The organism is Ralstonia sp. 110700041-2, from assembly GCF_056280165.1.
Genome location: NZ_JBSFAI010000015.1, coordinates 146,521 through 172,592, shown reverse-complemented (window position 1 = coordinate 172,592; position 26,072 = coordinate 146,521). Strand labels below are relative to the sequence as shown.

Annotated in this window: 29 protein-coding genes; 13 read left to right on the top strand and 16 right to left on the bottom strand. The window is 64.8% G+C overall.

Going from position 1 to position 26,072, the window contains the following annotated elements:
• Nucleotides 1–154 precede the first annotated feature (154 nt).
• Both ACUXH0_RS21255 and ACUXH0_RS21250 read right to left on the bottom strand, forming a co-directional pair.
• Nucleotides 155–1,555, bottom strand: a complete 1,401-nt coding sequence (locus ACUXH0_RS21255) for a GntP family permease (protein ID WP_012436292.1) — start codon at nt 1,553–1,555, stop codon at nt 155–157.
• Nucleotides 1,556–1,707: 152 nt separating this feature from the next.
• The gene (locus tag ACUXH0_RS21250) at nt 1,708–2,082 is read right to left on the bottom strand and encodes a hypothetical protein (protein WP_012436293.1); all 375 of its coding nucleotides are present in this window, start codon (nt 2,080–2,082) and stop codon (nt 1,708–1,710) included.
• A 180-nt stretch (nt 2,083–2,262) separates the two neighbouring features.
• Here ACUXH0_RS21250 and ACUXH0_RS21245 point away from each other — a divergent pair, with 180 nt between their 5' ends.
• Entirely contained in the window at nt 2,263–3,594 is a 1,332-nt protein-coding gene (locus ACUXH0_RS21245; RefSeq protein ID WP_004631847.1) for an MFS transporter, read from the top strand.
• Nucleotides 3,595–3,644: 50 nt separating this feature from the next.
• On the opposite strand, the gene ACUXH0_RS21240 is transcribed toward ACUXH0_RS21245, so the two are convergent.
• Nucleotides 3,645–4,397, bottom strand: coding sequence for an oxidoreductase (locus ACUXH0_RS21240; protein WP_004631845.1), 753 nt, complete (start codon nt 4,395–4,397; stop codon nt 3,645–3,647).
• A gap of 311 nt (nt 4,398–4,708) precedes the next feature.
• Between ACUXH0_RS21240 and ACUXH0_RS21235 the strand changes: the two genes are divergently transcribed.
• Entirely contained in the window at nt 4,709–4,993 is a 285-nt protein-coding gene (locus tag ACUXH0_RS21235; protein ID WP_003272088.1) for an HU family DNA-binding protein, read from the top strand.
• Between the two features lie 103 nt (nt 4,994–5,096).
• Here ACUXH0_RS21235 and ACUXH0_RS21230 read toward each other — a convergent pair whose 3' ends face one another.
• The 7 genes from ACUXH0_RS21230 to ACUXH0_RS21200 all read right to left on the bottom strand — a co-directional run bounded on the left by ACUXH0_RS21230 (nt 5,097) and on the right by ACUXH0_RS21200 (nt 10,337).
• Nucleotides 5,097–5,678 (bottom strand): HutD/Ves family protein, encoded by a 582-nt coding sequence (locus ACUXH0_RS21230; RefSeq protein ID WP_012436294.1) that lies wholly within the window; start codon nt 5,676–5,678, stop codon nt 5,097–5,099.
• A complete protein-coding gene (hutG, locus tag ACUXH0_RS21225) occupies nt 5,675–6,622 on the bottom strand; it encodes a formimidoylglutamase (protein ID WP_012436295.1) in 948 nt (315 codons plus the stop codon). Before hutG ends, ACUXH0_RS21230 begins: the two co-directional genes overlap by 4 nt.
• Entirely contained in the window at nt 6,619–7,419 is an 801-nt protein-coding gene (locus ACUXH0_RS21220) for an amino acid ABC transporter ATP-binding protein (RefSeq protein WP_004631828.1), read from the bottom strand. The genes hutG and ACUXH0_RS21220 overlap by 4 nt, the downstream gene beginning before the upstream one ends.
• Nucleotides 7,416–8,084 carry an amino acid ABC transporter permease gene (locus ACUXH0_RS21215; RefSeq protein WP_012436296.1) on the bottom strand — a complete coding sequence of 223 codons (669 nt, stop codon included), beginning with the start codon at nt 8,082–8,084 and terminating at the stop codon, nt 7,416–7,418. The genes ACUXH0_RS21220 and ACUXH0_RS21215 overlap by 4 nt, the downstream gene beginning before the upstream one ends.
• Before the next feature lie 15 nt (nt 8,085–8,099).
• On the bottom strand, nt 8,100–8,864 hold the full coding sequence (locus ACUXH0_RS21210; RefSeq protein WP_012436297.1) for a glutamine ABC transporter substrate-binding protein: 765 nt from the start codon (nt 8,862–8,864) through the stop codon (nt 8,100–8,102).
• Nucleotides 8,865–8,926: 62 nt separating this feature from the next.
• Complete coding sequence (locus ACUXH0_RS21205; RefSeq protein ID WP_012436298.1) at nt 8,927–9,697, bottom strand: IclR family transcriptional regulator; 771 nt, start codon at nt 9,695–9,697, stop codon at nt 8,927–8,929.
• Nucleotides 9,698–9,806: 109 nt separating this feature from the next.
• Complete coding sequence (locus tag ACUXH0_RS21200; RefSeq protein ID WP_012436299.1) at nt 9,807–10,337, bottom strand: hypothetical protein; 531 nt, start codon at nt 10,335–10,337, stop codon at nt 9,807–9,809.
• A 252-nt stretch (nt 10,338–10,589) separates the two neighbouring features.
• Here ACUXH0_RS21200 and ACUXH0_RS21195 point away from each other — a divergent pair, with 252 nt between their 5' ends.
• The 3 genes from ACUXH0_RS21195 (at nt 10,590) to ACUXH0_RS21185 (ending at nt 12,934) form a co-directional block, all read left to right on the top strand.
• Complete coding sequence (locus ACUXH0_RS21195; protein ID WP_012436300.1) at nt 10,590–11,135, top strand: ester cyclase; 546 nt, start codon at nt 10,590–10,592, stop codon at nt 11,133–11,135.
• A 146-nt stretch (nt 11,136–11,281) separates the two neighbouring features.
• Nucleotides 11,282–12,211 (top strand): DUF2167 domain-containing protein, encoded by a 930-nt coding sequence (locus tag ACUXH0_RS21190; RefSeq protein ID WP_137910865.1) that lies wholly within the window; start codon nt 11,282–11,284, stop codon nt 12,209–12,211.
• A gap of 3 nt (nt 12,212–12,214) precedes the next feature.
• The gene (locus ACUXH0_RS21185) at nt 12,215–12,934 is read left to right on the top strand and encodes a site-2 protease family protein (protein WP_137910864.1); all 720 of its coding nucleotides are present in this window, start codon (nt 12,215–12,217) and stop codon (nt 12,932–12,934) included.
• A 51-nt stretch (nt 12,935–12,985) separates the two neighbouring features.
• Here the strand turns inward: ACUXH0_RS21185 and sodB are convergent, their stop codons facing one another.
• The gene (gene sodB / locus ACUXH0_RS21180; RefSeq protein ID WP_009241368.1) at nt 12,986–13,564 is read right to left on the bottom strand and encodes a superoxide dismutase [Fe]; all 579 of its coding nucleotides are present in this window, start codon (nt 13,562–13,564) and stop codon (nt 12,986–12,988) included.
• Between the two features lie 147 nt (nt 13,565–13,711).
• Complete coding sequence (xseA, locus tag ACUXH0_RS21175; RefSeq protein WP_012436303.1) at nt 13,712–15,121, bottom strand: exodeoxyribonuclease VII large subunit; 1,410 nt, start codon at nt 15,119–15,121, stop codon at nt 13,712–13,714.
• A 1,075-nt stretch (nt 15,122–16,196) separates the two neighbouring features.
• Between xseA and ACUXH0_RS21170 the strand changes: the two genes are divergently transcribed.
• The 7 genes from ACUXH0_RS21170 to ACUXH0_RS21140 all read left to right on the top strand — a co-directional run bounded on the left by ACUXH0_RS21170 (nt 16,197) and on the right by ACUXH0_RS21140 (nt 21,368).
• On the top strand, nt 16,197–16,817 hold the full coding sequence (locus tag ACUXH0_RS21170; RefSeq protein ID WP_024542269.1) for a MotA/TolQ/ExbB proton channel family protein: 621 nt from the start codon (nt 16,197–16,199) through the stop codon (nt 16,815–16,817).
• Nucleotides 16,818–16,845: 28 nt separating this feature from the next.
• Nucleotides 16,846–17,274: an ExbD/TolR family protein gene (locus ACUXH0_RS21165; protein WP_012436305.1), complete on the top strand. Its 429-nt coding sequence runs from the start codon at nt 16,846–16,848 to the stop codon at nt 17,272–17,274.
• Between the two features lie 31 nt (nt 17,275–17,305).
• On the top strand, nt 17,306–18,355 hold the full coding sequence (lpxK, locus tag ACUXH0_RS21160) for a tetraacyldisaccharide 4'-kinase (RefSeq protein WP_012436306.1): 1,050 nt from the start codon (nt 17,306–17,308) through the stop codon (nt 18,353–18,355).
• Between the two features lie 69 nt (nt 18,356–18,424).
• Nucleotides 18,425–18,613 (top strand): Trm112 family protein, encoded by a 189-nt coding sequence (locus ACUXH0_RS21155; RefSeq protein WP_004631803.1) that lies wholly within the window; start codon nt 18,425–18,427, stop codon nt 18,611–18,613.
• Between the two features lie 16 nt (nt 18,614–18,629).
• The gene (kdsB, locus tag ACUXH0_RS21150) at nt 18,630–19,436 is read left to right on the top strand and encodes a 3-deoxy-manno-octulosonate cytidylyltransferase (RefSeq protein ID WP_004631801.1); all 807 of its coding nucleotides are present in this window, start codon (nt 18,630–18,632) and stop codon (nt 19,434–19,436) included.
• A gap of 345 nt (nt 19,437–19,781) precedes the next feature.
• Nucleotides 19,782–20,450, top strand: a complete 669-nt coding sequence (gene adk, locus ACUXH0_RS21145) for an adenylate kinase (RefSeq protein WP_004631799.1) — start codon at nt 19,782–19,784, stop codon at nt 20,448–20,450.
• 159 nt (nt 20,451–20,609) lie between these two features.
• Nucleotides 20,610–21,368 carry a 3-hydroxyacyl-CoA dehydrogenase gene (locus ACUXH0_RS21140; RefSeq protein ID WP_004631797.1) on the top strand — a complete coding sequence of 253 codons (759 nt, stop codon included), beginning with the start codon at nt 20,610–20,612 and terminating at the stop codon, nt 21,366–21,368.
• 17 nt (nt 21,369–21,385) lie between these two features.
• Here ACUXH0_RS21140 and ACUXH0_RS21135 read toward each other — a convergent pair whose 3' ends face one another.
• Complete coding sequence (locus ACUXH0_RS21135) at nt 21,386–22,279, bottom strand: LysR family transcriptional regulator (protein WP_012436307.1); 894 nt, start codon at nt 22,277–22,279, stop codon at nt 21,386–21,388.
• Between the two features lie 119 nt (nt 22,280–22,398).
• Here ACUXH0_RS21135 and ACUXH0_RS21130 point away from each other — a divergent pair, with 119 nt between their 5' ends.
• Nucleotides 22,399–23,430 (top strand): bile acid:sodium symporter family protein, encoded by a 1,032-nt coding sequence (locus ACUXH0_RS21130; RefSeq protein WP_004631793.1) that lies wholly within the window; start codon nt 22,399–22,401, stop codon nt 23,428–23,430.
• On the opposite strand, the gene ACUXH0_RS21125 is transcribed toward ACUXH0_RS21130, so the two are convergent.
• Genes ACUXH0_RS21125 through tsaE form a run of 3 tightly spaced genes read right to left on the bottom strand, consistent with a single transcriptional unit; the run spans nt 23,431 to nt 26,072 of the window.
• The gene (locus ACUXH0_RS21125; protein WP_012436308.1) at nt 23,431–23,976 is read right to left on the bottom strand and encodes a GNAT family N-acetyltransferase; all 546 of its coding nucleotides are present in this window, start codon (nt 23,974–23,976) and stop codon (nt 23,431–23,433) included.
• 3 nt (nt 23,977–23,979) lie between these two features.
• Nucleotides 23,980–25,500, bottom strand: a complete 1,521-nt coding sequence (locus tag ACUXH0_RS21120; RefSeq protein WP_012436309.1) for an N-acetylmuramoyl-L-alanine amidase — start codon at nt 25,498–25,500, stop codon at nt 23,980–23,982.
• Complete coding sequence (gene tsaE / locus ACUXH0_RS21115) at nt 25,494–26,072, bottom strand: tRNA (adenosine(37)-N6)-threonylcarbamoyltransferase complex ATPase subunit type 1 TsaE (RefSeq protein ID WP_004631787.1); 579 nt, start codon at nt 26,070–26,072, stop codon at nt 25,494–25,496. Before tsaE ends, ACUXH0_RS21120 begins: the two co-directional genes overlap by 7 nt.

The following is a 26,072-nucleotide window of genomic DNA, read 5'->3' as shown; positions in this document are numbered from 1 at the left end:
GCGTGTAGTCCCTCTGCGTTCGCTTCTTCTGCCCGTCCATCTTGACCCTCACTCCCTGGCGGGGAAAAAGTGTCAACCTTATTCAGGACGGGTCAGCGAACAAAAAAAAGCCACGCGTAGCTGCGTGGCTTTTTTCATTGCGGCAGCGTCTGCGTCAGACGATGCCGGTGGCGTAGAACACGGCAATCACGAAGAACACGGCCAGTGTCTTGATGATCGTCACGCAGAACACATCGCGGTACGCTTCGCGGTGCGTCAGGCCCGTGACAGCCAGCAGCGTGATCACGGCGCCATTGTGCGGCAGCGTGTCCATGCCGCCCGAGGCCATCGCCGCCACACGGTGCAGCACCTCCATCGGAATACCCGTCGCCTGCGCGGCCTGCACGAACTGATCGGCCATTGCCGCCAGCGCGATGCTCATGCCGCCCGACGCGGAACCGGTGATACCTGCAAGCGTGCTCACCGTCACTGCTTCATTGACGAGCGGGTTCGGGATCGCGCGCAGACCCTCGGCCAGCACCAGGAAACCCGGCAGCGTGGCAATCACGCCACCGAAACCGTATTCCGAAGCGGTGTTCATTGCGGCCAGCAGCGCGCCCGACACCGCCGCCTTGCTGCCTTCAGCAAAGCGGCCCTTCACAGCGCGGAAGCCGAACACCAGCACCACGATGATGCCGATCAACAGCGCGGCCTCCACGGCCCAGATCGCGGTCAGCTTGTCGGCTTCAACCGTGAGCGGCTTGGGCAGGCCGGGCAACGCAACGGTGACGACCTTGCCGTACCACGCTGGAATCCAGCGCGTGAACACCAGGTTCATCACGCCCACCAGCACCAGCGGCGACAGCGCGACGAGCGGATGCGCGAGCGTGCCCGTCTCGGCGGTTTCGGGCTCGTTCACCAGCTTGGTCAGGCCGTGGTCATAGCCATGGCCATTGCGCAGCGCTACGCGGCGGCGCCATTCCAAATACGACATGCCCACCACGATGATGAACAGCGCCCCGATGGTACCCAGCCACGGCGCGGCCCAAGAGGTGGTGTGGAAGAACGTGGTCGGGATGATGTTTTGAATCTGGGGCGTGCCCGGCAGCGAATCCATCGTGAACGAGAACGCGCCCAGCGCGATCGTGCCCGGGATGAGGCGCTTGGGGATGTTGCCCTGGCGGAACATTTCCGCTGCAAACGGGTACACCGCAAACACCACCACGAACAGCGACACGCCCCCGTACGTCAGCAGCGCGCACACCAGCACGATGGAAAGCATCGCCCGCTTGGCCCCCACCACGCGGATGACCGACGCGACGATCGAGCGCGAAAAGCCCGACAGCTCGATCACCTTGCCGAACACGGCACCGAGCAGAAACACAGGGAAATATAGTTTGACGAAGCCGACCATCTTCTCCATGAAGATGCCGGAGAACACCGGCGCCACAGCCGATGGATCGGTCAACAGCACCGCGCCGAGTGCGGCCAGTGGTGCAAATAGGATGACGCTGTAGCCGCGATACGCGGCGAACATCAGGAACGCCAGCGCAGCCAGCACGATGATGACGGACATCGACAATCTCCTCGCATGCTTTTCTTTTAAGAGCGAAGGATTGTATGTCGCGATGCAGCAGATTCCGTTACGCAATCACGCGTATTGAACTGGCGGCGGAACTGGCGTTCGGGCGCGCCGGATGCGCGTCTTCGTCACGTTGACGATGACGATCAATGACGATGTCCCCAGCCTCCTTCGTGCCCCCAGCCCCCTCCATGGCCCCAACCGCGACCACCCCACCCGCGGCCACCCCAGGCGCGATGGCAGCCCCAGCAGCCGCCCCCGCCGATCCACACGCTGCCGAAAACCGGCGCCGGGTACACCGGCGCTGGGTAATAGGCCGGCCCGTAGTAGTAATAGGGGTCGTACGGATAGGACGGATACGCCGCCACTGGCGCAGGCGCCACGACTGCGGGGGCGATCGGGTTCCCGTAGGCGTCGTAATACGGCGCGACCACGCAACCCCCCAGCAAGACGACCGCGCACGCGGCCACCGCGCCCGGCAGGATGACGGCACGACGGCGACGTTGCAGTGTGCGGCTCATGATGTGCTCCGTTGGACGCATGTGCATATGCGTTCGACAGCGTTTGGTTGCTTCAATTCCAAGGACTTCGTATACCGCCGCAGCGAATCCTTGCCGGATCACTTACCATGACCGCTTCGCCGCCCACGCTGGGGAGAGATCGAGGCAGGCGATGCCCATAGAACACTGGAGGACACATCCATGCAAGCCACGGCAGCGCCCACCCACGGCGATGGGGCACCGGCACCCGCCATCACTGCGGCCACCCGACGCAAGGCCATCATCGCCGCCACCATCGGCAACGGCCTCGAATGGTTCGACTTCACGGTCTACAGCTTTTTCGCCGTCATCATCGCCAAGCTGTTCTTCCCCACCGGCAACGACTTCACCTCGTTCATGCTCACGGTCGCCACGTTCGGCGTGGGATTCTTCATGCGCCCCGTCGGCGCTGTCGTCCTTGGCATCTATGCGGACCGCGTGGGCCGCAAGGCTGCGCTCACGCTCACCATCATGCTGATGGCGATCGGCACGGCCATCATCGGCCTTGCACCGACGTACGCGCAGATCGGTATCGGCGCGCCCATCCTCATCGTGATCGCGCGGCTCATCCAGGGCTTCTCGGCGGGCGGAGAGGTCGGTGGCGCCACGGCGTTCCTGATCGAGTATTCACCGGACGAACGGCGCGGCTACTTCGCAAGCTGGCAGCAGGCGAGCCAGGGCATCTCGTTCATCCTGGGCGCCGCCATGGGTGCGATCGTCACGAACGGTCTGTCGCCGGAGCAGATCGATGCGTGGGGCTGGCGCATTCCGTTCCTGTTCGGCCTGTTGATCGGGCCGGTCGGCATGTACATCCGCTCGCACCTGCACGAGCCGCCCGCCTTCGCAGCGCAGAAGGCAAAGGCGGCAAAGGAGTCGCGTCTGGCACCGCTGTCGCAAGTGCTGCGCGATCATCCGCGCGAGGTGCTGGGTGGCCTGGGCGTGACGATTCTCTGGACCGTCTGCACCTACACGCTGGTGTTCTACATGCCGACGTATGCAAAGCAACAGCTGGGGCTGCCCCTGGGCGCGACGTTCCAGTCGACGGCGCTTTGCGGCGCGATCATCTTCGTGCTGTGCCCACTCATGGGAACGCTGTCCGATCGCATCGGTCGCAAGCGCATGCTGGGCACGGTGGCGCTTGTCATCGCAGCAGCGGCGTATCCGCTCTTCCACTGGCTCAACGTCAACCCGACGGTGCAGACGCTGCTGCAGGTGCAGGTGATCCTGGGTGTGTTGCTGGCGGCGTTTACGGGTCCGGCGCCGGCCGTGCTGGCCGAGCAGTTTCCGACGGCGGTACGCTCCACCGGCCTGTCGATTTCGTACAACCTGGCGGTCACCATCTTCGGTGGTTTTGCCCCGCTGATCGTGACGTGGTTGATTGCCAGCTCGGGCAGCAAGCTCGCACCGTCGTACTACGTGATGGCCGCTGCCATCATCAGCGTGTTTGCGCTGGCGCTGATGCACGACCGCACGGGCAAGCCGATCGAAAAATGATCGCGTGAAATAGCCCCGAAACGAAACTAGGCCGAACAACGGCCGGTGGATCATCCCACCGGCCGTTCGTCTTTTGCGGCAAGCAACGCCGCGTTCTCCAGCACACGCACACCGGGCGCATCCACCCGCGCCGCCATGACGAGCGCCGCCGCAACCGATTCCGCCGGCACCGGCCGCCACGTCTTGGGCACCATCCATCCGATTGCGCACGACAGGCCTTGCGCAATGCGTTCACCCAGCCGAAATTCTGCGCGCGCGCCGAGCAGCAGCGAAGGCCGGACAACCGTCACCGACGGAAAGCCGATCGACAAGATTTCGGCCTCCACCTCACCCTTGCAGCGGTTGTAGAAAACCCGCGAGCGCGCATCGGCGCCCAACGCACTCACCAGCAGAAAATGATGCGCGCCAGCGGCAAACGCGCGCCGCGCCAGTTCAGCCGGATACGCGACATCAACGCGCCGGAATGCCGCCTGGGAACCGGCCTGCCGGATCGTCGTGCCAAGCGCGCAGATAACGATATCGGCGGCAAACGCAGACTGGGTTTCGGGCGCATCGAGGCGATCGAAATCGACCACGCATTCGCGCAATCGACCGGGCGCCGCCTGCCCTGCTGTCAAGGCCCCGCGCCGCCGTACAAGCGCGGTCACGCCGCCCGCCCACGGCTGCGCAACGAGCCGATGCACCACCGCGCGGCCCACCAGCCCGTTGGCGCCGGCCACCAGAACGGACGGTCCGCGCGGTTGCTCCGGCGCTTCGCCGCCCGCCGCGAAGCCTTGTCCGACAGGCATTTGCGCACTCGACATGATGTTCTCCATGAAGTTGGCACAGGCGCTGGGACACAGTGTACGGCGTCTGACGAACCGGTTCGCTGCCGTGCTGCCTGCGCGCTTTCGGTGCGTTTCCGGCGTAAAGAACGCTGGCGGAAATGCAAACAAACCGCGTCGGTATAGGGTGTTTCCCGGATGCTCGCCCGCAAACCCAGGCGGGACAAGTGTCGGCTGCAAGCAACGGCCCGCAAACCCTTGCAGTTAGGGGATGTGCAACCCTTCGCAACGGTGATATAAAACGGGTCGCAGTACAACGCTGTCCAACAAACCTGAAGTGGGGAACTGACATGACGACCAAATCCGAACTCGTAGCCGCCATTGCGAAAGACGCTGAACTGAGCAACGCCGCCGCCGAGCGCGCGCTGAACTCCGCGCTGGAAAACATCAAGAAGACCGTCGCCAAGGGCGGCACCATCACGCTGGTTGGCTTCGGTTCGTTCTCGTCGGGCAAGCGTGCTGCACGCACCGGCCGCAACCCGCGCACCGGCGAAGCCATCAAGATCCCGGCAACCAAGACCGTGAAGTTCACGGCTGGCAAGGGCTTCAAGGACGCCGTGAACAAGAAGAAGTAAGAGTCTTCTGCCGAGCCCGGCATGCATGCCGGACCGGGAGACTTGCAAGGGACCCTACGGGGTCCCTTTTCTTTTGGTGCATTTGGTTTGACCTGGCGCTACGTCAGGCGACCGGCCACAAGCCCACCAGGTAACCGACCGAACCGACACGCGCGACAACCGTGTCAGCATCGCACTCTGCATCGAGCCATGCCGCGGCGCCCTGCGGGACATCGTCAGCGCCGATCGACAACACGCCGTGCACGCAATACACCAGCCATTGCATGCCCCGCCGGTGCAAGCGCGGCAGCGAGCGGCGCTCGCCGGCTGCCAGCGCGATCGCCTCGGCATGATGCGCCCAGGCGTCGCGCCGCGTCATCACGTTGAAATCCGACAGCGGCGCATCGAGCGTGGCATGCACATCGACTTCACCGGGAAAGCGCGCGGGTGCCTCGCCGGGCGCGAGCGTCAGAGCTTCGGCGTCGGCGCGATGCATCGTCAGCCGGCCGCCCGCAATCACCGCCAGCGATCGGTCAATGCCGGCAAAACGCGAGAACGGCCCGGCCGCATCGACCTGCGCGGTGCTCACGCGCCAGTCGAAATTGTCGAGCGTCGCGCCAGCGGGCGCGATGGCGATTTCAGTCGTGACACCGCCGCCGTTCTTCCACGGCATGCGGCGCATTGCAACTGCAGGAATCAGTTTCATGGACGGCGCAACAGGTGATAGGCCAGACGCGCCGCAACGCGCACGGTGCGACGGTCCTGATCGTATTCGGGGTTGGTCTCGGCGATATCCGCCACGCGCACCTTGCCGGTGGCGCAGACATGCTGCACGAGGGCTTCGAGCATCGGCAGCGTGATGCCATAGGCCGCGGGTGCGGAAACGCCCGGCGCCACGGCGGCGGCCAGCACATCCATGTCGATGGTCAGGTAGACGTGATCGGCATCAGCCAGCCATGTATCGAGATCGGCCGTGCGCGCATCGAGGTGCCGCTCCTGCATGACGGTGTCTTCCACGTAGTGCGCGTGCAGCGCGTCGGCGCGGTCGAACAGCGCGGGCGTGTTCGACAGGCGGCTCACACCGAGGCAGCAATACGTCAGGTCGATGCCGTGCGCGGCGCAGTCTTCGGCGATCTGGTCGAACGGCGTGCCGGAGTTGCCGGGGCGGCTCGTGCGCAGGTCGAAATGCGCATCGAAATTGACGACCGCAAGACGCCCGCACCAGCCTTGCTTCTGCCAATGCTGGCGCAGGCCCTGGTAGGTGCCGAAGGCAACCTCGTGGCCGCCGCCGAGCACGACCGGGCGCGCGCCGGCATCAAGCAACTCGCACACAGTTTCGCCAAGTGTGGCTTGCGCGCCTTCCAGATCGCCATCGTCACACGTGACATCGCCCGCGTCGGCGAGCACCGACAGGCCATGCGCGGGCACGTTGGCCAACGCACGGCGAATTTCCCGCGGGCCCAGTGCCGCACCCGCACGCCCGTGGTTGCGCACCACGCCCGCATCGCACGCAAAGCCCAGCAGCGCGGGCACGCCGGACAACGTCGTCGCATCATGCGACAGCACAACCTGGAACAGGCGCGTCACGTCACCGCGCTCGCCGGTGTCGTCACGCCCCTGCCAGACGGAGGCATCGAACATCGTCCTCATGCGCGTGTCAGCACCGCTTGCAGGAACGAACGCGTGCGCGCTTCCTTGGGCTCGCCAAAGATGACCGACGGCGGCCCGGCTTCGACGATGCCGCCGCCGTCCATCACCACCACCACGTCGGCCACCTCGCGCGCGAAACCCATCTCGTGCGTGACGACCAACATCGTCATGCCTTCCTTGGCGAGCAGCTTCATTACTTGCAGCACTTCACCCACGAGTTCCGGGTCAAGCGCGGAGGTCGGCTCGTCGAACAGCATCACCTTGGGCCGCATGGCCAACGCACGGGCAATGGCCACGCGCTGCTTCTGGCCGCCCGAGAGACTTGCGGGCATCGCATCGGCCTTGTGTGCCAGGCCCACTTTCTGCAGCAGCTCGCGCGCCTCCGTTTCAGCTTCGTGCTTTGACTTGCCACTCAGCATGCGCGGGCCCACCGTGACGTTGTGCAGCACAGAAAGATGCGGGAACAGGTTGAACGACTGGAACACCATGCCAACCTGCTGCCGCAGTTGGTTCAACTCGCCATCGGGCAGCAACTTGCCGTCGTCGATCAGGCGCTTGCCGCAGATGTCGATGGTGCCGCCTTCGGCTATTTCCAGCCCGTTGCAGCAGCGCAGGAACGTGCTCTTGCCCGAGCCGCTGGGGCCGATTACGACCACCACCTGCGAGGCGTCGACTTCGAAGTCGATGCCCTTGAGCACGGTGTGATCGCCATACGATTTGGTAAGCCCGCGAATCTGGATCATCGGGACATCCAGCGCAGATTTCAGAGTTTGCGGGTTCGCATTCGCCATATTCATTGCACCATGCCTCCCGCACGGATGTTGCGTTCAAGCCGATGCAGCAGATAGCTGGCGGCACTGGTCAGCACCAGGTACACCAGCGCAATCGCCAGATACACCTCCAGCGAGCGATACGACACGCTGATGATCTTCTGCCCTTCGTGCATCAGGTCGTGGATCGTGAGCAGCGACACCAGCGCCGAGTTCTTGATCAGCGCGATGAACTCGTTGCCCAGCGGCGGGATCATCCGCACCACGGCCTGCGGCAGGATGATGGCGCGCATCGACTGCGCCGACGACATGCCGATCGAGCGTGCCGCCTCCATCTGCCCGCGATCCACCGACTGGATCGCACCGCGCACGATTTCCGAGACATAAGCGCCCGAATACACGCCCAACCCCAGCACGCCGCACACAAACGCCGGCAGCAGGATGTCGAACTGCGGCAGCCCGAAGAACAGCAGGAAGAGCTGCACCAGCAGCGGCGTGCCACGGATGAACGTCACGTACACCGTGCAGATGCCGTAGATGAGTCGGCGGCGCGGGTTCAGCCGCCCGATGCCGATCAGCAAGCCGAGCACGCAACCGAGCACCAGCGCGGCGGCCGTCACCTCAACGGTGACGATCGCACCGCGCAGGATGTCGTGCCATCCGGCCCAGACGGGAGAAAAATCCAGTTCCATCAGCGTGTCCGGTCGTTACTTCGCGGTGGTGCCAAACCACTTCTTGACGATCTGGTCGTACGTGCCGTCCGCCTTGATCTTCTCCAGCGCGGCGTTCAGTGCCTTGGTCAATTCGGGCTGATCGCGACGCACGGCGATGCCGTATTCCTCGGTGGTGAGTGCCGGCTCAACCAGGCGCAGGCCCGGACGCGCCTTCACGTAGTACGCGGCGGCGGGGCGGCCTGTGACAGCGGCATCGGCCCGGCCGATCTCGACGAGGTTGAACATCTCGTTGTTCTTCTCGACTTCCACGCGTTCGACCTTCGGGTAGTTCTCGCGCAGGTAGTTGACCGATTTGGTGCCCACCTGCACGCTGACCTTCTTGCCGTTCAGATCCGCCGGCGTCTTGATGGCCGTGTTGCCTTGCTTGACCAGCGCGACCAGGCCGCCGTGGTAGTACGGCACCGTGAAGTCCACCACCTTCTTGCGCTCTTCCGTGATGTAGATGCCCGAAATGGCCACGTCGAAGCGGCGCGAGATCAGGCCCGGCACGAGGCCCTTGAAGTCGATGTCGGTCCACTCGACCGGGCGGCCCAGGGTGCGGGCCAGCGCATCGATCAGGTCCACATCAAAGCCGGTGCGCTTGCCGTTTTCGACAAACTCCATCGGCGCGAACGTGGCGTCGGTAGCCACCCGCAACGGCTCCCCAGCAGCGTGCGCAGCGGTTGCGAAGGACGCCGCAGCGGACAACGCCACGGCACAAGCCAGCATCGAATGCATGAACTGACGACGATTCCCCATGAGTGGTCTCCTTGTGTGATGCATGTGGGGTGAGAAAAAAACGAAGCGGAAAAATCGAAAATTCAGAGGTCCTGCAATCGCGCAGAAATGGACGCAGCCGCTGCAACGGTCATGTCGATCAGGCGCTGCTCCTTGCCGCGCACGCGCGTTGCAGGCGCCATCAATGTGATGGAGCCGAGCGCGTGGCCGGGCAGCCGGAACACCGGCACGCTCACGCCCCAGACGCCCGGGTCGACCTCGCCTTCGGACAGCGCATAACCGGCGGCGCGAATGTCATTGAGTTCGGCTTGCAATTGCGCCTGGGTGTCGGCATCGACGGCCAGCAAGTCAGCGAGGATGGCGCGCGCCGCAGCGGGCGGCATGAAGGCGAGCAACGACTTGGCGGAAGCGCCGGCCAGCAGGGGCACCCCGCGCCCTTTCTCGAACGAGCAGCGCAGCGACTGCTGGCTCTCGACCATCTCGAGGCAGACGGCCTGATCCTTCACGGCCACGACCAGCCCCACCGATTCGCCCGACTCGACCACGAGTTTGGCCATGCCAATGCGCGCTTCCTGCACCAGATGCGAAGCGTGGTCGAAACCGAGTGCGAGCTGCAAGCTGATCGGCCCCGGGGCATAGGTGCCGGCCGATTCGAGCACGAACCCCCAGCGCTTGAGCATCGCGACCTGACGGTAGAGCGTGCTCTGCGGCAGGCCGGTCAGTTCGACCAGCTCGCGCGCCGCAACCGGGCGGCCGTGGCGCGCGATGGTGGCGAGCACCATCAGCACGCGGTCCGAGCCGCTGGTAGCGGCAGCGGATTGAGCTGGTGAAGGTGCCTGGCCCGGCTCGGTCATCGCGAAACTCCGTCGAGTGATGTTGCGACGGAGAATGCGACGATTTTCTCAATACATCAACGTGACATTCCCACCCAACGGGAATGGATTGCGAATTCAGTATTTACACCTAGGACGCCGCGGTCACATTCCCGGCCTCCTCCTCGAGGCGCGCTTCCAGAAACGCGACGACGGCGTGGGCCGATGCCTCGCTGCGGCACGTCGTCAGCGCGGTGTACAGCGGGGCGGCCAAGCCGTTGAGAAAGTCGATCGGCGCTTCCGGACCTTCGGCCAGATAACGCTGCAAGGCCGAGAACGCGCCCGCTTGGCTCAGGCGCCAGTCCGCAATCGAAGCCTGCCGCACATGGCGCGGCGCAAATGGCGTGGCAGGCGCCGGCTGGGGCGACGTCTTGGGCTTGGGCACCACCTTGGTTGGCGCGCGGCTTGCGACATAGCCGTCGGCAATCAGGCGCGCGAGGTCTTCGGCACGGTCGTCGATATCGGGGCCGGCGCTGCTCAACTGCGCCAGGATGTCCGCCGCACAGCGCTCGCCATTGACCAGCAGCAGGATCGCCCGCTGCCGATGCGTGACGTGCCCGCTGCGCGTTTGCAGTTCCTGCGTGCCGCGCTCCGTGCGCGACAGGATGTAGCTCAGATCCACCGTCCCCTCCCTTGTTTTTCATGCGTCTGTTCGATGAAGGGCCAGTCTAGAAAAACCTGGCGCGGCGCGGACCATTTGAACGCAGCTGGGCGCGCGATACCGACTATCACGTGCGCAGCATTGCGTTCGTGCGGGCGACCGGCATGGCAGTCGATCATCAAATCCGGATTGAAACCAGATCGACTCACGAGACCTTTATCGTCTGCGATTGGAAATCTACAGTGCAGCGCTTCACCACCAACGGAGTCCACCATGCTCATCCGCCCCGCCCTGCTTGCAGCCGCCGTGCTGACGCTGCCGATTGCGCTCGTCATTGCTCCGGCCGCGGTTGCGTCAACGTCCGATGCAGACCTCATCCGCCCGGACCACGTCGCCGCAGCGGACACGCCGCAGGCCGCGGCCGCCGTGCTGACAGCGCGCCGCTACGCCACCTTCTGGCATACCGGCGATGCGCGCTATGCCACCGAAGCGCTGTCACCGTCCTTTGTCGACCGCACACTGCCAGCGGGGCGCGTGCAGGGCACGCAAGGTCCGCTCGACGCATCCAAGGCGTTCCGCACGGCCGTGCCGGACATGCGCGTGGCGATCGAAGACATGGTCGTCGCCGGCGACCGCGTCTCGGTTCACCTGCGCTTTCGCGGACACTTCACCGGCGAGTTTGGCCGCACGCACGGGCAGAACCAGCCGATCGATTTCCAGGCCTTCGACCTGTACCGGATTGCCGACGGCAAGATCGCCGAGAACTGGCACCTGGAAGACAACCAGACGCTGCTGCGGCAGATGGGCCTTCAACCGTAATCCTCACGGCTTCATTAACGCCCATTAACAGCCCAGCGCCCCGCTCCCGCTATGCTTCCGCGCAGCTTGCAGACCGCTTTGGCGGCTGCCAAAGCGTCAGAAAAATCGAGCCAATCAACACATAAGAACATCTTCGGGAGAAGCACATGGGCAAGGGGTTTCAGGGCGCGCTGCGCGCCTGCGCGAGCGCGCTCGCGTGCGCGGCGGTGCTAGGCGCAACGGGCTTGACGGGCGCTACGGCAGCCCACGCGCAACAGGCCAGCGATCGGCAACAGGAAATGAAGCAGGCGTGGGCGGCCGCCAAGGCCGCCGCGAGGGTCGGCCCCACGTCGATCGAACTGCGTGACCAGGCCACACTGAAGATCGGCAAGAACGAGGTGTTCATTCCGCAGCCGGCCGCCGGGCAGCTCATGCACGCCATGGGCAACAGCAACAACCCCGACATGCTCGGCCTGGTCATGCCCACTAGCGACGAAGACGAATGGATGGTCGTCGCCAAGTACGAGGCCTCGGGCTACATCAAGGACGACGACGCCCGCGACTGGAACGTCGACGATCTGTACAAATCGCTCAAGGAAGGCACCGCCGCCGCCAACGAAGAGCGCGAGAAGCGCGGCATCCCCGCACTGGAAATCCAGGGCTGGGTCGAGCGTCCGCACTATGAAGCCGCCACGCACCGCCTCATCTGGTCGATGGCTGCACGCTCCAAGGGCCAGCCGGCCGATGATCCCGGTGCGGTCAACTACAACACCTACGCACTGGGGCGCGACGGCTATATCAGCCTGAACCTGATCACCGGCCGCAACCACATCGACGCCGACAAGCCCGCCGTGAAAAAGCTGCTCGCCGATCTCGATTTCAAAGACGGCAAGCGCTACACCGATTTCAACGCGAAGACCGATAAGGTGGCCGAGTACGGTCTGGCCGCGCTGGTCGGTGGCATCGCCGCCAAGAAGCTGGGCCTGTTTGCGGTGATCGCCGGGTTCCTGGCGAAGTTCGCCAAGGTGGCGATCCTGGCGGTGGCAGGCTTTGGAGCGGCCATCGCCAAGTTCTTCAAGCGCAAGCCGAGCACATAAGCCGTGGCCAAGCTGCTGATCCTGCTGTTTTCAGCGCTGAAGTTCGGCAAGCTGTTGACCACCGGCGGCACGATGCTGCTGTCGGTGGTCGCCTATGCCTTCGTGTTCGGCTGGCGCTATGCGGTGGGATTCGTGGTGCTTCTGTTCATCCACGAGATGGGCCACTTCATGGCGGCGCGGCAGCGCGGGCTGGCCGTGGGAGCGCCCACCTTCATCCCCTTCGTGGGCGCATGGATCGACCTGAAAGAGCAGCCGATGGATGTAGAAACCGAGGCCCATATCGGCCTGGCGGGCCCCGTCGCCGGCACGGTCGGCGCGATGCTCTGCTACGGGCTCGCGCGCTACACCGACAGCCAGTTGCTGCTGGCCCTGGCCTACGCCGGCTGCTTCCTGAACCTGTTCAACCTGATCCCGCTCTCGCCGTTTGACGGTGGACGGATTACGGCGGTGCTGTCGCCGCGCATCTGGTTTCTGGGCGTACCGGTGCTGGTGGCGCTGTTCATCTGGCGGCCGAGTCCGATCCTGATCCTGATTGCGGTGCTGGCCGTGCCGCAGTTGATGAAGGCCTGGCGGTACGACCCACACGCGCCGGAAAACCGCGCGTACTACAGCATCTCGAACGAATCGCGGTTGACCTACACCGTCTACTACATCGGCCTGGTCGTGTTCCTGGCGATGATGAGCCATGAATTGCACGACATGCTGGGCAGCGTGCGCGCATAAAAAAACCTCCGCTGGTGCGGAGGTTTTCTTGGATCGCCGGAGCGATTCGCCTTAGGCGAAGTTCTTGGCAACGAAGTCCCAGTTGACCAGGTTCCAGAACGCCTCGACGTACTTCGGACGGGCGTTACGGTAGTCGATGTAGTACGCGTGTTCCCACACATCGCAGGTCAGCAGCGGCTTCGCGTCGGTCGTCAGCGGCGTGGCGGCGTTGGAGGTCGACACCAGATCCAGCGAGCCGTCGGCCTTCTTCACCAGCCAGGCCCAGCCCGAACCGAACGTGCCGATAGCCGTCTTGGTGAACTCTTCCTTGAACTTGTCGAAGCTGCCCCACTTGGCGTTGATGGCGTCAGCCAGCGCGCCGGTCGGAGCGCCGCCGCCTTGCGGCTTCAGGCCGTTCCAGTAGAACGTGTGGTTCCAGACCTGTGCGGCGTTGTTGAACACACCGCCCGAGGACTTCTTGACGATGTCTTCGAGGCTCAGGTTCTCGAACTCGGTGCCCTTGATCAGGTTGTTCAGGTTCGTGACGTAGGTCTGGTGGTGCTTGCCGTAGTGGAACTCCAGCGTTTCCTTGGAGATGTGCGGCGCCAGAGCGTCTTGGGCGTACGGCAGCGGGGGGAGCGTGTGTTCCATTGTTCTTGCCTTCTGTGGGTTGTACAGGTTGGGAGCGACGATTGTAGGAGACTTGCAAAACCGGCGCAAACCGCGGGCTAAATAGACGGAATAACCGCTAAACGCGTGCGGAATCGCGATCATTTCCGCTATAAGGTCATGCGCCGGTCACAGTTCGAGCTTCGGTTGCACGCAGGCGATTTCGATGTCGGCCGTACCCTGCGCCAGTCGCGCCTCGATCCGTGCCCGGGCATGCAGTGCGTGCGGATCGCGTATGGCATGGCCCTTGGCGTCGAGCAGCACCGCATAGCCGCGCTCCAGCGTGCGCTGCGGCGCCAGCAGTTCCAGGCCGGTGTGCTGACGTGCCAGGCGTTCTTGGGCGCGAGACAGCGTGTGTCGCATGACGCGTGCCAGCGTTGCTTCGGCTTGGTCCAGCCGAGTGCGCTCTCGCGTGGCGTCGGGGCGGGCTGCCGCCAGACGCATCGTCAGCAGACGCTGCAGATGTTCCGCGCGCTGCACGCGGCCCGTCAGGGCAAAGCGCAGGCGGCCCTCCAGGTGGGCGAGCTGCGTGCGGCGTTCGCGCATCTGGGTCTGCGGGCTGCGCAGGCGGCGCGCGAGCCAATCGACGGTCTGAGCGCGGCGATCGAGCTGGCGGCGGAACTGGGCGGACAGCGCATCCCAGTCGCGGCCCACATCGCGCAGCATGCGGGCACGATCGGGGCTGACGAGTTCGGCCGCAGCAGTCGGGGTGGGTGCGCGCACATCGGCCACAAAGTCGACGATAGTCACATCTGTTTCATGCCCGACACCTGCCACGATGGGAATTTCGGATGCGGCCACCGCACGGGCCACCGGTTCTTCATTGAAGGCCCACAGGTCTTCAATGCTGCCTCCGCCCCGGCACAGGATGACAACGTCGACCTCTGCCCGGGCATTGACCCGTTCCAGCATGGCAGCGATACGCTCCGACGCACCGGCACCCTGCACCGGCACGGGATACACCACCACCGGCACATGCGGCGCGCGCCGGCGCAGCGTGGTCAGCACGTCGCGCAAGGCCGCCGCCTGCAGTGACGTCACCACGCCGATCGCGCGCGGATGCCGTGGCAGCGGCCGCTTGCGGTCGACGTCGAACAGGCCTTGCGCCTCCAGCGCGGCCTTCAGCCGCAGGAAAGCCTCGTACAGATTGCCCAGGCCTGCCCGGCGGATGGCTTCAACGCTCAATTGCAGTTCGCCGCGCGCTTCATACAGCGTGACCAGCGCGCGAACCTCCACGGCCTCGCCTTCGCGCGGGGTGAAATCGGCGTACTGGTTGCGGCCCTTGAACATCACGCAGCGGATCTGCGCGGCTGCATCTTTGAGCGAGAAATACCAATGGCCGCTGGCCGCGCGCGTGAAGTTCGAGATCTCGCCGCGCACCCAGCCCAGCGGAAAGTTGCGTTCAAGCAGCCCCGCAATGCGGCGATTGACATCGCTGACGGAGAGCACCTCCTGCCCGCCCCGGTTCGGTGCTGACGCGGCATCAGGTGCAGCCGACACCTCCGGCGCGGATGTGGCCGTGGGTGCAGTGGCATCCATCCAAAACGGGCGGCGGGAAGACGGTGGCGGGGTCATAAGTGGTGCGAGGAGCGCAAAAAAATGAGGCTTTGGGGCGACATCTACCTTGAATAGGGGAGGCAACTCACGCTGGCCGGGCTACCTGTCCACAGCATAACGTGCTTGTCAAGCTTGACAGAGGTGAGGTGACGCGCTCTGTGCATCTTGACGCAACCCTTTGATTCTTATGAAAAATCCACCCATGTCAAAATTTCAGCAGCGCAAGTAATTTCGTTCTGCGTCAACCATTTAGCGCAAGCGCCCCAGGGATGTTCACAAAGTTATCCACAGCGGCGCTGGAAAACCGTGGTGTGACGCCCGGGCAGTGGATAAATCGGCCGTCGATTCTCACACGTTCGCGGCGAGCATCCCCATTTTTTTGAGCCTCCCCCCGGTTGCACAACTTTTAAGCGAAGTGCCGAACACCCTTTTGAATCAGTCACTTAAGTTGCTTGTCCGGGCAATGTCCACAACCCATCCACAAGACTGTCCCGGATCGCTGTGGATTTCCTGGCGGTTTTTTGAAGCACGCCCTCATTTTTCTCCTGATCAACGCCAAAACGCCGGTTGCATCATTTTTGAGCACGCCATCGGACTTCCTTTTGGATCAAGCACTTAACGTACTTGTTGAGGCAATGTCCACAACCCATCCACACAACTGTCCCGCAGCGGTGGGGATTACTCGCCGTTTTACCGGGCCCCACAGCGCTTGTTCATGGATTGACCACCGAAATGCCGTTTGCATACTTTTTAAGCACGGCACCGAACTCCCTTTCAGATCAAGCACTTAGTTTGCTTGTTCGGGCAATGTCCACAACCCGTCCACAAGACTGTCCCGCTTGGCTGTGGATTGCCGCGGCCAGCATCTTTCGTGACAGCGCGTTGACCATCGTCTGCGCTTGTCGCGATGCTGCGCCATCGTGTTGCCGTGGCAGGTCCGACGCGCTAGAGTGCTGCCTGTTTTTGCCGCAACGAACAGCGTTCGGGGACGCGGACGGCACTAGCAGCAAACCAGAACAGAATCACACTCCTCCACAACGACAAAACGGGTTGTCCAGTGTTTTCCATCATTCAAGCCGCCGGCTGGCCAATCTGGCCGCTGCTGATCGCCTCGGTGCTCGCACTCGCGCTCATCATCGAACGCTTCGTCGCCCTGCAACACAAGAAGATCATTCCGCCCAAGGTGTATGACGAGGCGCTGGCCGTCGCGCATCAGCGCCGCGCCACCCCAGAAGTGGTGAACACGCTGGAACAGGGCTCGCCGCTGGGCCGCCTGCTGGCCGCTGCGCTGCGCCATGTGGTGCTGCATCCGAACACCACGCGCGATGCCGCCAAGGAAGTGGTGGAAGAAGCCGGCCAGAACGTGGCGCACCGCCTGGAGCGCTATCTGAACGCGCTCGGCACGATTGCCTCGGTGGCGCCGCTGATGGGCCTGTTCGGCACGGTGGTCGGCATGATCGAGATCTTCGGCAGCCAGACCGCCGCAGGCACGAACCCGCAGGCGCTGGCGCACGGTATCTCGGTCGCGCTGTACAACACGGCGCTGGGCCTGGTGGTGGCCATCCCGACGCTGATCTTCTGGCGCTACTTCCGTGGCGTGGTGGATAACTACGTGGTCGAGCTGGAGCATCTGTCCACCACGTACCTCGACGCGATCCTGCCGCCGCGGCGCGGCTGATCCGGGCAACGCCTCACTGGAAACAGCCATGCGCTTCCGCCCGCGCCGTGCCCGCGAAGAGCCGGAGATCAACCTGATCCCGCTGATCGACGTATTGCTCGTGATCCTCATCTTCCTGATGATCACGACCACGTATTCCCGTTACACAGAACTGAAGGTCAACCTGCCGACCGCCGAGGCTGAAAAGGCCACCGAGCGCCCGGGTCAGATCGTCGTGTCCGTCACCGCCAACGGCGTCTACTCCGTCGACAAGCAAGTGCTCGACACCCGCGATGTCACCAGCCTGGCCGATGCCCTGCGCAATGCCGCAGGTAAGGCCGGCGGCTCCGAGCCCATCGTCATCGTCAACGCCGATGCGCAGGCCGCACATCAGGCGGTGGTCAATGTGATGGAAGCGGCGCGGGTGGCCGGTCTCTCGCATCTGACCTTCGCCACGCAAACCGGCAACGCCCGCTAAGAGACCCGTCTCTCAACCACCATCACGCCGCATGCCCGTCGCCCAGCACCGCCTCGCCAGCTTCGTCACCCGCCAATGGCAGCAACGCGGCTGGTTTGCGTGGGTGATGTGGCCGTTGTCTTGGCTGTTCGGGGGGGTAAGCGCGCTGCGCCGGCTGCTGTTCCGCACTGGCGTGCTGCGCTCGGTGCGCCTACCGATGCCGGTGGTGGTGGTCGGCAACGTCACCGTAGGCGGCGCCGGCAAGACGCCCGCCGTGATTGCGCTGGCCTCGGCGCTGGCTGAAGCGGGTCTGCGGCCGGGCATTGTCTCGCGCGGCTATGGCGCACAACTGAAGCATCCCCGCCCCGTGCGCGAACACTCCCGCGCAGAAGACGTCGGCGATGAACCGCTGCTCATCGCCCGCGCCACCGATCTGCCGGTGTGGGTCTTCCCCGACCGCGTGCTGTGCGCGCAGACGCTGCTGGCCTCGCACCCCGGCTGCAACGTGATCGTCTGCGACGACGGCCTGCAGCACTACCGCCTGCGCCGCGACATCGAAATCATCGTGTTCGACACACGCATGGGCGGCAACGGCTTCCTGCTGCCCGCCGGCCCGTTGCGCGAGCCGATGACGCGCCGCCGTGACGCCACGCTCATCAACGACCCCAACTACCGCGCCACGCCCGACCGCCCGAACGTCTTTGGCATGCGCCTCGAGCTGCAGGACGCCTACAACCTGGCCGACCCCGCGCTGCGCCGCCCGCTGGCTCAGTTCGCACGCATCGAAGGCGGTCAATTGCTGGCTGCGGCCGGCATCGGCAACCCCGAGCGGTTCTTCGCCTCGCTGCGTGCCGCCGGCCTCAAGCCGAGCACGCTGCCGCTGCCCGACCACTACGATTTCGCCAACAACCCCTTCACCGACAGCCACGCCGAGGTCATCCTGATCACCGAAAAGGATGCCGTAAAATGCGGCCATCTCGACGACCCGCGCATCTGGGTGGTGCCGACCACACCGGTGGTCGACCCGGCGCTGGTCGAACAGGTCTGCCAGCGCGTGCGCGCCCTGGCCGATCGCGCAACGCTCAAGGCAAGCGCACAATAACGCCACCCCTTCCGCTGTACCGGCGCGCCGCCCTACCTGTTGAGCGGCCGCCACGGAGCCTCTACCGCCATGGACAATCGCCTGCTGGAAATCCTCGTCTGCCCGTTGTGCAAGGGCACGCTGCAACACGACCGCGCCAACAACGAACTGATCTGCCACGTCGACAAGCTGGCCTACCCGATCCGCGACGGCATCCCCGTCATGCTGGCCGATGAAGCACGCCAGACCGTGGAAGGCACGCCGGTCGATCCGGCCTGATACGAAGGTCACCGTCATGTCGCACGCGCCGTTCATCGCTGTCATTCCCGCGCGGCTGGCGTCCACGCGGCTGCCCAACAAACCGCTGGCCGACATCGACGGCAAGCCGATGGTGGTGCGCGTGGCTGAACGCGCGCATCAGTCGTCTGCCGCGCGCGTGGTGGTTGCCACCGATGCGGCGTCGGTCGCCGACGCCTGCATGCAGCATCACGTGGAAGCCGTGCTCACGCGTGCCGACCACGCATCCGGCACCGACCGTCTGGCCGAAGTGGCCACCGTGCTGGGGCTGCCCGATGACGCCATCGTCGTCAACGTGCAAGGCGACGAACCGCTGATCGCCCCAACGCTGATCGACAACGTGGCCGCGCATCTGCGCGACCACCCCGACTGCGCCATCGCCACTGCAGCGCATCCGATCCACGACCCGGCCGACGTATTCAATCCAAATGTCGTCAAGGTGGTGCTCGACGCCGCCGATCGCGCACTGTTGTTCTCGCGCGCACCGCTGCCGTGGGCGCGCGACACCTGGACGCCCGCCGTCATGGCCGGGTCCGTTGCGGAACGCCCGCTGCCGGCCATGCCCGTGCTGCGCCATATCGGCATCTACGCGTACCGCGCCGGGTTCCTGCGCCGCTTCCCGCAATTGGCCGCCGCCCCCATCGAACAGACCGAACAGTTGGAGCAGCTACGCGCGATGTGGCACGGTGAGCGCATTGCCGTGCTGACCACCGATGACGCTCCCGCCGCCGGAGTCGATACCCCCGAAGACCTTACCCGGGTACGCGCTGCCTGGGCTGAACTCCTGGCGCAGGACGGCCCCTGAGCCCGCATTTCTCTGAAGTTTGCGCGCGGGGCTGCCAAAACCCCGGCCCCGGCATGGCATAATCGCGAGGACGACAAGCCGCATGACGGCGCCCACGCAGGCGCCACAGCGGCGACAGGGAGACAAATCGAGCCATGGGTGCCGCCGTCCGGCGGACGCCTGATTCCCCAGAGTCCGGTAAGGCTGGCGTCAACTTCGCCCGCTAGGCTGCCTGTTCGCGTCGATTACGTCGCCATGGTTTTACCCGCAGGCGTATTGGGAATCCGCCCTCTTGGACCGATTCCCAACGCGCTTCACACACCCTGACAGCGCGACAGGATTCGAAAACTTGAGGAACTCGTCACCATGCGGTTGATTCTGTTGGGCGCGCCCGGCGCCGGCAAAGGTACGCAAGCGAAATTCATCTGCGAAAAGTTCGGCATTCCGCAGATCTCCACCGGCGACATGCTGCGCGCGGCCGTCAAGGCCGGTACCCCGCTGGGTATCGAAGCAAAGAAGGTGATGGATGCCGGCGGCCTGGTATCGGATGACATCATCATCGGCCTCGTGAAAGACCGCCTGCAGCAGCCTGACTGCAAGAACGGCTACCTGTTCGACGGCTTCCCGCGCACCATTCCGCAAGCGGAAGCCATGAAAGATGCCGCCGTGGCCATCGACTACGTGCTGGAAATCGACGTGCCGTTCGACGCCATCATCGAGCGCATGAGCGGCCGTCGCGTGCACGTGGCGTCGGGCCGCACGTACCACGTCAAGTACAACCCGCCCAAGACCGAAGGCGTGGACGACGAATCCGGCGAACCGCTGATCCAGCGCGACGACGACAAGGAAGACACCGTGCGCAAGCGCCTGGACGTGTACGAGAACCAGACGCGTCCGCTGGTGGACTACTACTCGCAGTGGGCCGCCAACGGCAACAGCGCCGCCAAGGTTGCGCCGCCGAAGTACCGCAAGATCAGCGGCGTGGGCAATGTCGACGAAATCACGGCCCGCGTGTTCGGAGCGCTGCAGGACTAAGCGCTCCCGCGCATTACACGCCAGGAAGAACGGCGCCTCGATTATGAGGCGCCTTTTTTTTTGCGCGATCGACGGCCGCTTCGCGCTACCATACGACGCTGAACTTGACGCGAACGTAAACGTCAAGTAACTCGCAAACCACACACAGGGAGACATGGCATGGAGATTCGCGATCAGGTATTCATCGTCACCGGCGGCGCGTCGGGACTGGGCGCAGGCACGGCACGCACGTTGGCCGAGGCCGGCGGCAACGTGGTGATTGCAGACCTGAACGAGGCCGCCGGCACGGCGCTGGCGCAGGAACTGGGCGGTCGCTTCGTGCGCTGCGATGTCACGTCCGAAGCGGACGGGCAAGCCGTTGTGGACGCCGCCACATCGCTGGGCACGCTGCGCGGGCTGGTGAACTGCGCAGGGATTGCAACGGCGTCGCGCACGGTGGGCAAGACGGGGCCGCACCCGCTGGACCAGTTCGCACGCGTGATCAACATCAATCTGATCGGCACCTTCAACATGATCCGCCTGGCCGCGACGGCCATGGCCGGCAACACACCCAACGCCGGCGGCGAGCGCGGCGTGATCATCAACACGGCATCGGTGGCTGCGTTTGACGGGCAGATTGGTCAGGCGGCCTACGCGGCGTCCAAGGGCGGCGTGGTGGCGATGACGCTGGCGATTGCACGTGACCTGTCGCGTGACGGCATCCGCGTGATGACGATTGCGCCGGGCATTTTCGAAACGCCGATGCTGCTCGGCATGCCGGCCGAAGTACAGGACGCGCTGGGCAAGATGGTGCCGTTCCCACCGCGCCTGGGTAAGCCGTCGGAATATGCGCAGCTCGCGCGTGCGATCGTTGAGAACCCGATGCTCAATGGTGAGACCATCCGCCTGGATGGCGCCATCCGCATGCAGCCGAAGTAAGCGCAGCGATCCGGTCGTCAGGCGGCTGGCAGCGCCATCCGGCGAATCATCTGCCACGCCGCTTCGGCCGCCGGCGACAACGACCGGTCATGCCGACGCGCCAGCACGATCGCGCGCGTTTCCTTAGGGGACAACGGCACCGCCACCAATGGCGACGAGGACGGCAGCGGCAACGACAGCGACGGCACCACGCCCGCGCCGATACCAGCTTCCACCATGCCGAATACGGCGCTGCTGTGACCCATCTCCTGCGCAACGTCCGGGTGAACGCCGTGGCGCAGGAAAATGCGGTCGATGAGCGGGCGGCTGCCCGAAGCATGGTCGAGCAGGACGACCGCCGTGCGATGCAAATCTTTCCAGCGCACACTGCTGCGCTGCGCGAACGGGTGATCCTTGCGACAGACGAGGCAGAACGGATCGACCAGCAGTGGCTCGGTCCATAGGCCTTCGGTATCGAGGGGTTCCACCACCACCCCAAAATCGGCTCCGCCTGTGCGGATCAATTGCAGCGTGTCGACCTGCACGGAGTCACGCACGATCATGCGGATGTCTGGATAGCGCACCGCGCACTCCGCCACGTAGACCGGCATCAACCGGGTCGACACGGTCGGACTGGACGCCACGACAACGCGGCCGCGCCGCTGCTCGCTCACCTGTCGCGCCTGTTGCAACGTGTCGTCCAGATCAGCGACGAGGCGATCCAGCGCCGTCGCCAGCGAGCGGCCCACTTCCGTCAGCACGACTTCGCGGGTGGTGCGATCGAGCAGCTTCAAGCCCAGTTCGCCTTCCAGCTCCGAAATCGAGCGGCTCACGGCCGGTTGCGTCAGGCCAATGGTGTCGCCCGCCCGGCTGAAGCTGTGCGCACGTGCCACCGCGAGAAAGACGCGCAACTGGCGCAAGGTCACATTCATGCCGACGACGTATGAATTGATTCGATCAATGCATTTGTATTCTAGATAGGGATGTTGTGCAATAGCGGCTATCCCGCCATCCAACCCGCGCCGTCACGTAATGGTGACCGCGCACGCACATGAAGATCCCGCTGTTGTCTCCGTTGTTGTCCCAGATCGATGGGTTCATCCGCGCCATGCTCGTGATGGTCGCGCTCGCCCTTTTCTTCCCGGCGCTTGGCGCGAGCGACGGCCCGCTGCGGCTGGACATCGTCACCATCGTCGGCGTGTCGCTGGTGTTCTTCCTGCACGGCGCGGCGCTCTCCCGCGAGAAGATCGTCGAAGGCGCGCGCAACTGGCGCCTGCATCTGTTCGTGCAGAGCTGCACCTTCATCCTGTTTCCGCTGATCGGCGCGGTCATCCTGTTTGCGTGCAAGCCGTTCATTCCGGCTGAACTGCTGCTGGGCGTGTTCTACCTGTGCGCGCTGCCATCCACGGTGTCGTCGTCGGTGGCGATGACGGCGATGGCCAAGGGCAACGTGCCGGCCGCCATCTTCAATGCGACCATCTCGGGCCTGATCGGCATGATCGCCACGCCGCTGCTAATGAGCTTCGTGATCCAGGCGTCGGGCGCGGACCTGTCGGTCGGCAAGGCGCTGCTGGGCGTGGCCGAGCAACTGCTGCTGCCGTTCGTGCTAGGCCAGTTGCTGCGGCCCGTGCTGGGGGGCTTCATCAACAAGCACAAGCCGATCATCAACAAAGTGGATCGCGCGGTGATCCTGCTGATCGTCTTCAACTCGTTTGCTGATTCGACGCACGCGGGTGTGTGGTCGAAGTATCCGTGGGAAACCATCGTGGCCGTGGCCGTGATGAGCGGCGCGCTGCTCTTCGTCGTGCTGGGCGCGACGACTTGGCTGTCGCGGCGCGCGGGCTTCAACCTGGCCGACGAAATCACCGCCGTGTTCTGCGGCTCGAAGAAGAGCCTGGCGAACGGCGTGCCGATGGCGAAGATCCTGTTTGCCGGCAACCCTGCGCTCGGCCTGATCGTGCTGCCGCTGATGATCTTTCACCAGTTGCAGCTCATCGTGTGTTCGACGCTGGCGCGCAAATACGCCGATCGCGTTGCCCACGCAGAGGCCAGCGCGGGGGTCCCGGCGAGCCGCCCGGCTTGATCAGCGCAGGCCCATCAGACCCGCGAGTTTCGCTTCCGGCCAGTGGTAGGTGCGCACCCACGCGTGCCCGCCATCGGCCGTCTCCAGCCAGTCCCGGCTGACCGACACACCGCCCAGGGCTTCGTAGAAGCCGATCGCGGCGGTGTTCGCCTCGTACACCAGCAGATGTAACTGTGTGATGCCCTGAGCCACGGCCCAGCGCGCCGCTTCGCCCATCAGGCGCTTGCCGACACCATGGCCGCGTGACGTCGGCAGCAGATGCAGGTTGTCGACGAGCGCGCCCCATGGCGTATTGTCTTCACGCATGGCGCAGAGGAAACCGATGGTCTCGCCATCCAGATCGGCACACCACACGTATTGCCCGGCCACGGGTGCAGTCATGCGTTCACGCCACTTCGCGTGCATCTCTGCGTTGGCCACGCCGTCGAGATACGCGTCGGACAGGACCCCGAGCCCGCGATACGCGGTCTGCCAGCTTCGCGTGTGGATGTCGGCGATGGTGCTGGCGTCAGACGCACCGCCTTCGCGTAGCACAAGCGTCGTCATGCGTCAGACGCCCGGGTTGCGCGACAACGGCGGGTTCTTGGCAAAGTAGGCGCGAATGCCGCGCAGGATGGCGTCGGCAAGCTGGTTCTGGTGGCCCAGGTCGTTGAGCTTGGCTTCTTCTTCCGGGTTGGAGATGAAGGCCGTCTCGACGAGGATCGACGGAATGTCGGGCGCCTTGAGCACCGCAAAGCCCGCCTGCTCCACCTGCCCCTTGTGCAGCCGGTTGATGCCGCCGATCTGGTCCAGCACGGCCTTGCCGACCCTCATGCTGTCGGTGATCTGCGCGGTGGTCGACAGGTCCAGCAGCACGCGCGTGACCTGCGCGTCCTTCGAGCCGAGGTTCGCGCCGCCGATCATGTCGGCAGCGTTTTCCTTGTTGGCGAGCCACTTGGCCTGCGCGCTCGAAGCGCCACGATCGGACAACACGAACACTGATGCCCCGCGCGCTTCCGGCGAAAGAAACGCATCGGCATGGATGGAGACAAACAGATCCGCCTGCACGCGGCGCGCCTTCTGCACGCGCACGCCCAGCGGGACGAAGTAGTCGGAATCGCGCGTCATCATGGCGCGCATGTTGGGCTGGGCGTCGATCTTGGCCTTGAGCATGCGGGCGATCGACAGCACCACGTCTTTCTCGTGCGTGCCGGCACCGCCCGTGGCGCCCGGGTCTTCGCCGCCATGGCCGGGGTCGATGGCGACCGTGAGCAGGCGGCGCATGCGCGGGCCGTTCGAGGGTGCACGCGGCACGGGTGGCTCGGGAATGATCTCCAGCGGCGGCGTGTTCGGCGCGTTGGCGAGCGTCGACGGAGGATTCGAAGAGGTCGTCGGCGGCACCTTGCGCGGCGGCGTGCGGTTGGCAAGCGCCGGGAGGTGCGGCTCTTCGATCGGCGGCTTGTTTGGGCTGCCGCCGCTGCTGCGGCGTGCCAGCGCAGCGATGGGGTCATCGTCATCCGGTGTCGGCATCGGCGTGCCGCCCGACGCGGCAAAGCGCTCCTGCTTGCCCTCGGTGGCCTGCACGAGCTGCATCAGCGGGTCGGGCGGGTTGGTCGGGTACAGGTCGAACACCAGCCGGTTGCGATAGCCGGCAATCGGCAGCAGCGTGAACACCTGCGGGTTGACGCTTTCCTTCAGGTCGAACACCAGGCGTACGACGCTCGGCCGGTTCTGACCCACGCGCACCTGGCGGATGTACGGATCGTTCGGCGCGATCTTGGCCACCAGCTCGCGCAACGTCGGGTTCAGCTCGAGCCCGTCGATATCGACCATCAGGCGATCCGGATCCTTGATGAGCTGATGCGTGGCCTTGAGCGCGACGTCGGATTCGATCGTCACGCGTGTGTAGTCCTCGGCGGGCCACACGCGCACGGCGACGATGTTGGCGCCGCGCGCAATCTGCGGGCCCACCAGGCTCAGGATGACCGTGCCTGCGCCGGCCTTCGCCATGCGCGTGAGCCATTGGCGGCGGGCCTGGCTCGGCAGGTTGGGATCATCCGGATGGTCGGTCGGCAGATGCTTGATCAGCATGGGAACAGGTGTTGCAACGACTGTAGAAGTTGAAGGCCGGTCTGCGTGCGTGCGCTCAGACGTGCTGCGCGCGGTGCATGCTCAACGCCGTCATCGTAGGTTTCGTGCACAACGTCGACCGATAAGGCGATGTGCAGATCGGGCGTGCCGAGCAGCGCCTGCGCCTTCTCGGGCCATTCGACCAGGCACAGCGCGGGTTCGGCAAAGCAGTCGCGGAAGCCGGCATCGGTCCATTCTTCGGGATCGGCAAAACGGTACAGGTCGAAGTGATAGACCTTTTGCGTGCCCGTAGTTCCGGCAACGTCGTACGGCTCGACCAGCGTATAGGTGGGGCTGCGCACGCGCCCGGTGTGTCCGAGGCCGCGCAGGATGGCACGCGAGAGCGTCGTCTTGCCCGCGCCCAGATCGCCCGAGAGCTGCACCTGCACGGGCCGCGGACCCAGTGCCAGCACAGCCTGCGCAAGCGCCGTGCCAAAGGCCGACGTGGCCGCTTCATCGACGAGCGAAAGCGTGCGCTCGGCGAGCGGAGGGGTCAGACCAGAAGGCACGTCAGCAGGGAGCACGGTGGGCAT

Bases quoted from the DNA above. Each gene is read 5' to 3' on its own strand.
- tsaE (WP_004631787.1), bottom strand. From the start codon at position 26,072: ATGCCCACCGTGCTCCCTGCTGACGTGCCTTCTGGTCTGACCCCTCCG.
- ACUXH0_RS21250 (WP_012436293.1), bottom strand. From the start codon at position 2,082: ATGAGCCGCACACTGCAACGTCGCCGTCGTGCCGTCATCCTGCCGGGC.
- sodB (WP_009241368.1), bottom strand. From the start codon at position 13,564: ATGGAACACACGCTCCCCCCGCTGCCGTACGCCCAAGACGCTCTGGCG.
- lpxK (WP_012436306.1), top strand. From the start codon at position 17,306: ATGCCCGTCGCCCAGCACCGCCTCGCCAGCTTCGTCACCCGCCAATGG.
- ACUXH0_RS21165 (WP_012436305.1), top strand. From the start codon at position 16,846: ATGCGCTTCCGCCCGCGCCGTGCCCGCGAAGAGCCGGAGATCAACCTG.
- ACUXH0_RS21215 (WP_012436296.1), bottom strand. From the start codon at position 8,084: ATGGAACTGGATTTTTCTCCCGTCTGGGCCGGATGGCACGACATCCTG.
- ACUXH0_RS21210 (WP_012436297.1), bottom strand. From the start codon at position 8,864: ATGGGGAATCGTCGTCAGTTCATGCATTCGATGCTGGCTTGTGCCGTG.
- ACUXH0_RS21255 (WP_012436292.1), bottom strand. From the start codon at position 1,555: ATGTCCGTCATCATCGTGCTGGCTGCGCTGGCGTTCCTGATGTTCGCC.
- ACUXH0_RS21155 (WP_004631803.1), top strand. From the start codon at position 18,425: ATGGACAATCGCCTGCTGGAAATCCTCGTCTGCCCGTTGTGCAAGGGC.
- ACUXH0_RS21135 (WP_012436307.1), bottom strand. From the start codon at position 22,279: ATGAATGTGACCTTGCGCCAGTTGCGCGTCTTTCTCGCGGTGGCACGT.
- hutG (WP_012436295.1), bottom strand. From the start codon at position 6,622: ATGAGGACGATGTTCGATGCCTCCGTCTGGCAGGGGCGTGACGACACC.
- ACUXH0_RS21230 (WP_012436294.1), bottom strand. From the start codon at position 5,678: ATGAAACTGATTCCTGCAGTTGCAATGCGCCGCATGCCGTGGAAGAAC.
- ACUXH0_RS21245 (WP_004631847.1), top strand. From the start codon at position 2,263: ATGCAAGCCACGGCAGCGCCCACCCACGGCGATGGGGCACCGGCACCC.
- ACUXH0_RS21240 (WP_004631845.1), bottom strand. From the start codon at position 4,397: ATGTCGAGTGCGCAAATGCCTGTCGGACAAGGCTTCGCGGCGGGCGGC.
- xseA (WP_012436303.1), bottom strand. From the start codon at position 15,121: ATGGATGCCACTGCACCCACGGCCACATCCGCGCCGGAGGTGTCGGCT.
- ACUXH0_RS21190 (WP_137910865.1), top strand. From the start codon at position 11,282: ATGGGCAAGGGGTTTCAGGGCGCGCTGCGCGCCTGCGCGAGCGCGCTC.
- kdsB (WP_004631801.1), top strand. From the start codon at position 18,630: ATGTCGCACGCGCCGTTCATCGCTGTCATTCCCGCGCGGCTGGCGTCC.
- ACUXH0_RS21205 (WP_012436298.1), bottom strand. From the start codon at position 9,697: ATGACCGAGCCGGGCCAGGCACCTTCACCAGCTCAATCCGCTGCCGCT.
- ACUXH0_RS21220 (WP_004631828.1), bottom strand. From the start codon at position 7,419: ATGAATATGGCGAATGCGAACCCGCAAACTCTGAAATCTGCGCTGGAT.
- ACUXH0_RS21120 (WP_012436309.1), bottom strand. From the start codon at position 25,500: ATGCTGATCAAGCATCTGCCGACCGACCATCCGGATGATCCCAACCTG.
- ACUXH0_RS21130 (WP_004631793.1), top strand. From the start codon at position 22,399: ATGAAGATCCCGCTGTTGTCTCCGTTGTTGTCCCAGATCGATGGGTTC.
- adk (WP_004631799.1), top strand. From the start codon at position 19,782: ATGCGGTTGATTCTGTTGGGCGCGCCCGGCGCCGGCAAAGGTACGCAA.
- ACUXH0_RS21235 (WP_003272088.1), top strand. From the start codon at position 4,709: ATGACGACCAAATCCGAACTCGTAGCCGCCATTGCGAAAGACGCTGAA.
- ACUXH0_RS21195 (WP_012436300.1), top strand. From the start codon at position 10,590: ATGCTCATCCGCCCCGCCCTGCTTGCAGCCGCCGTGCTGACGCTGCCG.
- ACUXH0_RS21125 (WP_012436308.1), bottom strand. From the start codon at position 23,976: ATGACGACGCTTGTGCTACGCGAAGGCGGTGCGTCTGACGCCAGCACC.
- ACUXH0_RS21140 (WP_004631797.1), top strand. From the start codon at position 20,610: ATGGAGATTCGCGATCAGGTATTCATCGTCACCGGCGGCGCGTCGGGA.